Source organism: Gottfriedia sp. NPDC056225 (assembly GCF_042267765.1).
Lineage (GTDB): Bacteria > Bacillota > Bacilli > Bacillales > Bacillaceae_G > Gottfriedia.
Genome location: NZ_JBHJTJ010000010.1, coordinates 120,235 through 128,311, shown reverse-complemented (window position 1 = coordinate 128,311; position 8,077 = coordinate 120,235). Strand labels below are relative to the sequence as shown.

Here is an 8,077-nt window from a genome sequence, read left to right as displayed (position 1 = left end):
AAATTGCATGACAATTTATATAAAATTAATAAATAATTAATTATCTATTTGACTAAAACGTTTTATTTATGTTATAAATGTTTCATAACATTTAATAATGAGCGTTGAAAGGCTTAGTAGTGTGAATGAATTGGATCAGAGAGCTAATGGTTGGTGAGAATTAGCACAAACATTGACATGAATTACACCCTGGAGCATTCTTTTTCGAAATTTGTATCGATTACAAATTAGGATTAGAACGGTTAACAGCCGTTAATTGTTTGAGAGGTAGCTAAATTTTTAGCTACAACTAGGGTGGTACCGCGATTTTAATTATTCGTCCCTACTGTTTAACAGTAGGGACTTTTTATTTTGTTTAGACGACGTATAGATGATCGAAGGGGTGGACTAAAATGGAAAATATCTTACAAGATTTAGAATTTCGTGGATTAATTAATCAAATGACAGATGAAGAAGGTCTACAAAAATTATTAAGCGAAGAATCTGTTTCATTATATTGTGGTTTTGACCCGACTGGCGATAGCTTACACATTGGACATTTATTACCAGTTTTAATGTTAAAAAGATTCCAAGTTGCAGGTCATAAACCGATTGGTGTAGTAGGTGGAGCAACAGGGATGATCGGTGACCCAAGTGGTAAAAAGGCAGAACGTACGTTAAATACTGCTGATACAGTAAAATTGTTCAGTGAAAGAATTCGTACACAACTATTACCATTCTTAAGCTTTGAGGGTGAAAACGCTGCTAAAGTAGTTAATAACTATGATTGGACTGGCGAACTAGATGTTATTACTTTCTTACGTGACATCGGTAAAAACTTCGGATTAAATTACATGCTTGCGAAGGATTCAGTTGCATCTCGTTTAGAAGCAGGTATTTCGTTTACTGAATTTAGTTACATGATTTTACAATCATATGACTTCTTAAAATTATACCAAGACCATAACTGTAAATTACAAATTGGTGGTAGTGATCAATGGGGTAATATTACAGCTGGTATGGAATTAATTCGTAAAACAGAAGAAGATTCAAAAGCATTTGGACTTACAGTACCTTTAGTTACAAAAGCTGATGGTTCTAAATTTGGTAAAACTGAAGGTGGAGCAGTTTGGTTAGATCCTGAAAAAACAACTCCATACGAATTCTACCAATTCTGGATTAATACAGATGACCGTGATGTAGTTAAATACTTGAAATACTTTACTTTCCTATCAAAAGAGGAAATTTTAGAGCTTGAGAAACAATTTAATGATGCGCCTGAACAACGTGTTGCTCAAAAAGCATTAGCTGCTGAAGTAACTAAATTAGTTCATGGAGAAGAAGCACTTGATCAAGCAATTAAAATTACAGAAGCACTATTTAGTGGAACTGTAAAAGAATTAACTGCAGCAGAAATTAAACAAGGTTTTAAAGATGTACCTTCATTTAATTTAAGTGATGCAGAAAAAGGATTAGTAGATTTACTAGTTGAAGCAAAAATTTCTCCGTCAAAACGTCAAGCACGTGAAGATGTTCAAAATGGTGCTGTTTATGTAAATGGAGATCGTATTCAAGACGTTGCAAAAGTGTTATCTAAATCAGATGCAATTGAAGAACAATTTATCATTATCCGTCGTGGTAAAAAGAAATACCACTTGGTGACATTATAATATCGAACAAACAGTGAACGAAAAAGCAGTAATTTGATTGGGAGCAGTTCAGAGAGCGAGTGGTTGGTGAAAACTCGTCTGCACAATCAAATGAATTACATTTCGGGAGTTTTCTTTTCGTAGTTAGTTCATCTAATGAAGGAAAGAACGTAAGTCTACGTTACAGATTCGAGTGATAAGGAATTACTAGTAAAGTATGTATTTCTTATAACTAGGGTGGTAACGCGATTGAGGTCGTCCCTATATTTAATAGGGAGGCCTCTTTTTTTTGTATTTTTTTTAAGAGGTGAGAAATCATGGAGATATTTGCAACAAAAGATTACCGAATATTGGCAAAACTTAATGAAGGTGTCCAAAATCTACATGCTGAATTGTTTCCAGAATTTTTTAAGGTTCACAATTTAGCTGAAATGACTGAGTTTTTTAAGAGTGTAGTAGATAAAGCAGAGCATCATTTTTTCATCGTTAAAGATGTTGAAGAATTAATTGGCTATGCTTGGGTTGAAATAAAAGATATTCCTGAAGGACCTATTAAAAAAGCTTTTAGGTTAGGGTATGTTCATCAAATAAGTATAAACGAAGAAAAAAGAAATAAAGGTTACGGTTCATTTTTAATCCATAAAATTGCCTCGTTTGCACGCGATCATAATCTATCAAGAATTGACCTAGATTATTGGATCGATAATAAAAATGCAAGAAGATTTTATGAGAAATTAGGGTTTGTAAAGTTTCGTGAACACGTATATATGGATGTATAAGTAGGGAGAGTATATAAAATGAAAAACATAGAATTAGGTGCGTTAATCGCACTGTTTACCGTTATTATGTCTAGTTGTCTAGTCTTTTTAAAAGCTGATCCGCAAATTCCGCTTCTATTATGTGTAGTTAGTTTAGCTATATTTGGATTATTTAAAGGGTTCAAATGGGAACAGATTGAAAATGGTATGAAAAAAGGAATTCATAATGGATTGTCACCAACTTTAATCTTAATGATGATTGGTTTATTAATTGGTTCTTGGATGCTTAGTGGCACAGTTCCTACATTATTATTTTACGGAATTTCTGTTCTTTCAGCTAAGTGGTTTGCCATTAGCGCCATATTTATTACCATTATTGTTGCTAGTTTTACGGGGAGCACATTTACAACAATTGCTACAGTTGGTGTAGCTTTAATGGGAATTGCTCATATTATGGGAATTCCTCCTGCAATTGCAGCAGGTGCAATTATTAGTGGAGCATGTTTTGGGGATAAAATGTCACCCATTTCCGATACAACGAATTTCGTTCCAAGTATTTTAGGCATAAAGGTCAATGAACATATTCGCCACATGGCATATACAACAATCCCAGCCTTAATTGTTACTGTTATTTTATTTTTAATCATAGGTATGGGGCATGGAAATACAGATATGGCGCAAGTAACTGAAATGAAAAAAGCAATATCTTCTAGCTTTGAAGTTAATCCTTTATTATTAATTCCATGTTTAATTGTTTTTATCATGGCATTTAAAGGCTTTTCAACTTTACCGACAATGTCAGCTGGTATTGTTAGTTCATTAGTTTTATCATTTTTCATTCAAAAAGATATTACACTTACTAAAGTGTTCTCAACATTACAAAATGGTTTCCAATTAGATACAGGGAATGAAATGCTTAATTCAATTGTTAACCGTGGAGGATTACAATCCATGATGTGGTCTGTTTCATTGATCTTTATTGCCCTTGCTTTAGGTGGATTAATACAAGAACTTCGAGTATTCGAAACATTAATCCAATCGTTATCTAACTTAAAACGTAGTGGAAATGTAGTTGTTGCTAGTACATTATCTGCAATGAGTGTGAACCTATTAACAGGTGAACAATACCTTTCAATTCTACTTCCTGGGCAATTATTAAAAGACGTATTTATCAATAAAAATATTCCACTTAAAAATTTATCCCGTGCATTAGAAGATGGAGGTACACTTTTTAACCCAATCGTACCTTGGAGTGTAAGTGGAGCATTCTTTGCTTCAACATTAGGAGTACCAGTTATTGATTATTTACCATTTTCGTTCGTGTTGTTTATTACTCCATTATTTAGTATAGTAGCTGCTCTTTTAGGTAAAGGTTTAAAGACAGAAATTAAAGGTGAAAATTCAAGAAATGCCGCATAAACAAATTCATTCTACGTAAACTAGTTTTTGTACTAACTGGTTAATGGAGGGAAAAGGATGAGTCATGCAGCTGGTGGTTCAAAGAAAAATCGTCCAAGTGATGCAAATCATGTAGATGCTAAAACGAAAGCTCACCAAAAGAGACTTTCTAAGGATCAACAAAATCCAATGGACTTAAAGTACCCAAGATAATTTATAAAGAATATTTAAGTCTAATCCCTTTTATGATGAGATGATCCTCATTTAAAAGGGATTTTTCTATGTCACATATACCCTGTTATTTAAAAGATGAATGTTAAAGATTTATGTCACATTTCAATTTTTAATGAAAATATCTTAATTTTTCGATAAAATAGAATTTAAATTAAATTGATTTGAGGGGATAAACGTAATGGGTTTTTTAAAATTAATTACATATACAATATTAATTGGAATATTAGGTTATTTATTCTGTATCGTATTTATTGGTGCAAATAGTTTTCTGCAATATAAGCATAAGGTTCCAAAAGATGCTGAGTATGTTATTGTACTAGGGGCTGGTTTGAAAAAAGATAAGCCTACTAGAGCTTTACGCTATCGGATTGAAACAGCGGCAAAGTATGCAAAAGAAAATACTAGTGCAAAAATTATTGTTTCAGGTGGAAAAGGAAACGATGAATTAATATCAGAAGCAGAGTGTATGAAGGGTGAATTAATCAAATTAGGTATTGGAGAAGATCGAATTATTAAAGAAGATTTATCAACTAATACTTATGAAAATATGAAATACTCCAAAAAGCTTATAAATAATGCAAACGCAAAAGGGATCGTTGTATCAAATGATTATCACTTATTTAGATCTCTAAAATTAGCTAAAAAACAAGGCTTAAATGTGATTGGTCTTCCGGCAAAAACACCAAAAGTGATTATTCCAACAGCGTATTTTAGAGAATGTTTATCTATTTTAAAAGCAATGTACTATAAACAAATATGAGTTAAAAATAGGTAATCTATCATTTTTTAAAAAACTATTAAGTAATTGTACCAATGTCCATTTCATTTTTTAAAATGAAACATTTTATATTATATGGATTTGCTTGTCCAAATAATATGAAAGGAGTGACGTTGATGGCAAGATTTTTATCAACAGGCGTATTACGAAGACATTCTGATACTCAGTTTTTAACAGTAGAAGCTCTTAATCTTGACCCGGAAGACTCTCGTTCAGTTAGTGTGTTTATGTTTGACTGGTCATCTGGTTCACCAGTTATTCTTCCAATGGTTGACCCAACTATGATTGTAATTCCACCAAATCAATACAGAACATTTAGATCTTTTCAACTACCACCGACACTATTTGCATACGAAGTAAGAATCCATCATCCAAAAGATAGTGATGTTGTAGTAAATGTATTTGGACTTAGTGACATTGCATTTGACCCTCAAGAAGGTAATAATGCACTGCAACATGATCTAGCGGTAGTGAAATTAAAATAATATAAAAAAGTTATTTTAATACACCTCTCATTTCCGCATAAGTAGCCCTTCCGAGTAAAGTCGGGGGCTTTTTTTATAAATAAAACTCCCTATCAAAATTGATAGGGAGTTTTGATCGCTTTCTAAGAAGCGATATTATTAACGGTTGTAGAACTCAACGATAAGAGCTTCGTTAATTTCAGCTGGTAATTCAGAACGCTCTGGTAAGCGGTTGAAAGTACCTTCTAATTTGTCAGCGTTGAAAGTGATGTACTCAGGTACAAAGTTGTTAACTTCAACAGCTTCTTTAACTACAGCTAAGTTTTGTGATTTTTCACGTAAGCTGATAGTTTGACCAATTTTCACGCGGAAAGATGGGATGTCTACACGTTTGCCATCAACCATGATGTGACCGTGGTTAACTAATTGACGAGCAGCACGACGAGTACGAGCAAGACCCATACGGTAAACTACGTTGTCTAAACGAGTTTCTAATAAGATCATGAAGTTTTCACCATGTTTACCAGTTAATTTACCAGCGATATCAAATGTGCGACGGAATTGACGCTCATTAACACCGAACATGTGACGAAGTTTTTGCTTTTCTTGTAATTGTAAACCGTATTCTGATAATTTTTTACGTTGGTTTGGTCCGTGTTGACCTGGAGCGTAAGGGCGTTTTTCTAATTCTTTACCCGTTCCGCTTAATGAAATGCCTAAACGGCGAGATAATTTCCAAGTAGATCCTGTATAACGAGACATTGATTGTCTCCTCCTTTAAGTTTTTATTTTGGAGTAAAATAAAAACGTTCGTGTAGCCCCAGTCAGTTTATTTTGCTTTCATGTATCCTCGCTCCAGCAGCCAGAGTTACGCGATGACACCTCTAAAATAGTAGAGGAACAAAATAAAGATCAAGCCTGTGCTTACAACGCTGCGTTATTTTACACAAAAAATATTATAACCAAATAGTATAAAATAGTCAAGGGCAGTTTTAAAAACAAGGTCGAATGAAAGGGAGAGGAATCGTATAATACCGCAATATGAAAATAATTACACATGTAAGGATACATGTAAGTAAATAAGGTTGAATCTTGTAATAACATACTCGTAAAGGGTTCATGAGTTAAAAAAGAGAGGAAATCCGAAAAAATAGTTACTCATAAAGTGTTCATGAGTAAGTAAAAAAGCGCAAATCAAAAAAAATGTTACTCATAAGGTTTTCATGAATAAGAAAAAAGCACAAATCTGAAAACAGCATACTCATATCAGGTGGTAGTGTAATCCGTTAAAACAACTTTACTCAGCAATGATCATGTTGGACACTGTTTGACAAGCTCTTTTTCCAACAACATAAAAAAAGAAATCCATTTTCAGGATTTCTTTTTGAAGCTCTTATTGAATTGTTTCCTCAATTAAATTAACAATTGCTTGAAGATATTTTTGGTCAATTTCATCAAAACGATTGAATTCTGGGCTATCGATATCTAGAACGCCAATTACTTCTCCGTTGTGCATTACTGGAATAACAATCTCCGAATTTGAAGCAGCATCACAAGCAATGTGTCCAGGGAAATCGTGAACATTATCGATTCTTTGGACTGTTTTAGTTTGAGCAGATGTACCGCAAACTCCCTTACCATATGGTATACGTACGCATGCAGGAAGACCTACAAAGGGACCTAAAACTAATTCATCGCGATCGCCATCTTTTAAATAAAATCCAACCCAATTTATTCTATCTAAAAATTGATTTAATAAAGCTGATGTATTTGCTAAATTAGCAATTAAGTTATGCTCATCGTAGATTAAAGCTTTAACTTGAGCTGTAAGAGTATTGTATTGTTGTTCTTTCGTTCCTGAATATTCGACTTTTTGAAACATTTGTAGACCCCTTTCCCTATTTCATGTGAAATATCATAGCATATTTCGAAATAATACTGGTAATTTTGTCGACCGATTTGTAGAGGAATTTATCAAAATTTCTCTAATTAATTAAGCTATTGATGTTGTAGAAGAGGGTGACGAGTGTGGAGCAAGATAAACTTGCAACTAAAAGAAAAGTCATCGAGACAGCGCTTACTTTATTTAAAGTTAATGGATATCATGGCACTTCAGTGAGAGATATTTCTAAAAATGCTAATGTTAATATCGCAACAATTTCATATTATTTTAAAGGTAAACAAGGATTACTTGAACATATCATAGTAGAATTTTTAGAAGGCTACGTAAAGATTTTAGATCAACATTGTTTATTATTGTACGATAAAAATGCAAAAAAAATTTTAAAAGATTTAGTTGAAGATGTACTGAATTATTATTATATAAAGAAAGAATCTACGTCGATTTTTTATAGGGAATTAACATTAGACTCTGTATTTATTCGAGAAATTATGATTACTTATTTAACGCGGGAGCGTTATATTTTTTCTCAAATTTATGATGCAATTCGTTATTCAAATTCAAAAGTTACGATGCCATTTTCAGTATTTTTTGTGCAATTAAAATCATTTCTATCTACACCATACTTATTTCCTGGCTATTTAAATGAAGTTTTGTATATTCAGCAAAATGACTTGTATTTTTTTGAAAGATATAAAGAGTATGTAGAGAAATGGATTGAATCACTACTAGATACGGATGAGAATATCATTAGCCATGTTGAGCTTTCATCGTAATAGATCGCCTTTTTCATTATGAGCAATCACAATGGAAAGGCGTTTTTCGTTGATTGAAATTTTGAATTTTCTACAAGTTTTTACAGGGTATATTATAGTTTGATAAAAATATGAAAAAATTGAAAAAATTAGGCCAAAAAA

General features: G+C 32.6%; 9 protein-coding genes and 2 other annotated features. Of the genes, 7 read left to right on the top strand and 2 right to left on the bottom strand.

Going from position 1 to position 8,077, the window contains the following annotated elements; translation table 11 throughout:
* Positions 1 to 95 precede the first annotated feature (95 nt).
* Positions 96 to 327, top strand: a binding site (T-box leader).
* 65 nt (positions 328 to 392) lie between these two features.
* From tyrS to ACFCYN_RS09580, 6 genes are all read left to right on the top strand, one after another.
* Positions 393 to 1,649, top strand: coding sequence for a tyrosine--tRNA ligase (gene tyrS, locus ACFCYN_RS09605; protein ID WP_375948959.1), 1,257 nt, complete (start codon positions 393 to 395; stop codon positions 1,647 to 1,649).
* A gap of 4 nt (positions 1,650 to 1,653) precedes the next feature.
* Positions 1,654 to 1,894, top strand: a binding site (T-box leader).
* A gap of 51 nt (positions 1,895 to 1,945) precedes the next feature.
* On the top strand, positions 1,946 to 2,407 hold the full coding sequence (locus ACFCYN_RS09600; RefSeq protein ID WP_172447232.1) for a GNAT family N-acetyltransferase: 462 nt from the start codon (positions 1,946 to 1,948) through the stop codon (positions 2,405 to 2,407).
* A gap of 18 nt (positions 2,408 to 2,425) precedes the next feature.
* A complete protein-coding gene (gene nhaC / locus ACFCYN_RS09595) occupies positions 2,426 to 3,805 on the top strand; it encodes a Na+/H+ antiporter NhaC (RefSeq protein WP_172447233.1) in 1,380 nt (459 codons plus the stop codon).
* Between the two features lie 57 nt (positions 3,806 to 3,862).
* Positions 3,863 to 3,997: a hypothetical protein gene (locus ACFCYN_RS09590; protein ID WP_098119266.1), complete on the top strand. Its 135-nt coding sequence runs from the start codon at positions 3,863 to 3,865 to the stop codon at positions 3,995 to 3,997.
* A gap of 199 nt (positions 3,998 to 4,196) precedes the next feature.
* Positions 4,197 to 4,778 carry a YdcF family protein gene (locus ACFCYN_RS09585; protein WP_172447234.1) on the top strand — a complete coding sequence of 194 codons (582 nt, stop codon included), beginning with the start codon at positions 4,197 to 4,199 and terminating at the stop codon, positions 4,776 to 4,778.
* Between the two features lie 134 nt (positions 4,779 to 4,912).
* Positions 4,913 to 5,281 carry a hypothetical protein gene (locus ACFCYN_RS09580; RefSeq protein ID WP_216854006.1) on the top strand — a complete coding sequence of 123 codons (369 nt, stop codon included), beginning with the start codon at positions 4,913 to 4,915 and terminating at the stop codon, positions 5,279 to 5,281.
* Positions 5,282 to 5,419: 138 nt separating this feature from the next.
* Here ACFCYN_RS09580 and rpsD read toward each other — a convergent pair whose 3' ends face one another.
* Both rpsD and ACFCYN_RS09570 read right to left on the bottom strand, forming a co-directional pair.
* A complete protein-coding gene (gene rpsD / locus ACFCYN_RS09575; RefSeq protein WP_098119263.1) occupies positions 5,420 to 6,022 on the bottom strand; it encodes a 30S ribosomal protein S4 in 603 nt (200 codons plus the stop codon).
* Positions 6,023 to 6,653: 631 nt separating this feature from the next.
* Entirely contained in the window at positions 6,654 to 7,142 is a 489-nt protein-coding gene (locus ACFCYN_RS09570; RefSeq protein ID WP_375948955.1) for a GAF domain-containing protein, read from the bottom strand.
* 146 nt (positions 7,143 to 7,288) lie between these two features.
* On the opposite strand from ACFCYN_RS09570, the gene refZ reads away from it, so the two are divergent.
* On the top strand, positions 7,289 to 7,936 hold the full coding sequence (refZ, locus tag ACFCYN_RS09565; protein WP_375948953.1) for a forespore capture DNA-binding protein RefZ: 648 nt from the start codon (positions 7,289 to 7,291) through the stop codon (positions 7,934 to 7,936).
* Positions 7,937 to 8,077: the final 141 nt, after the last annotated feature.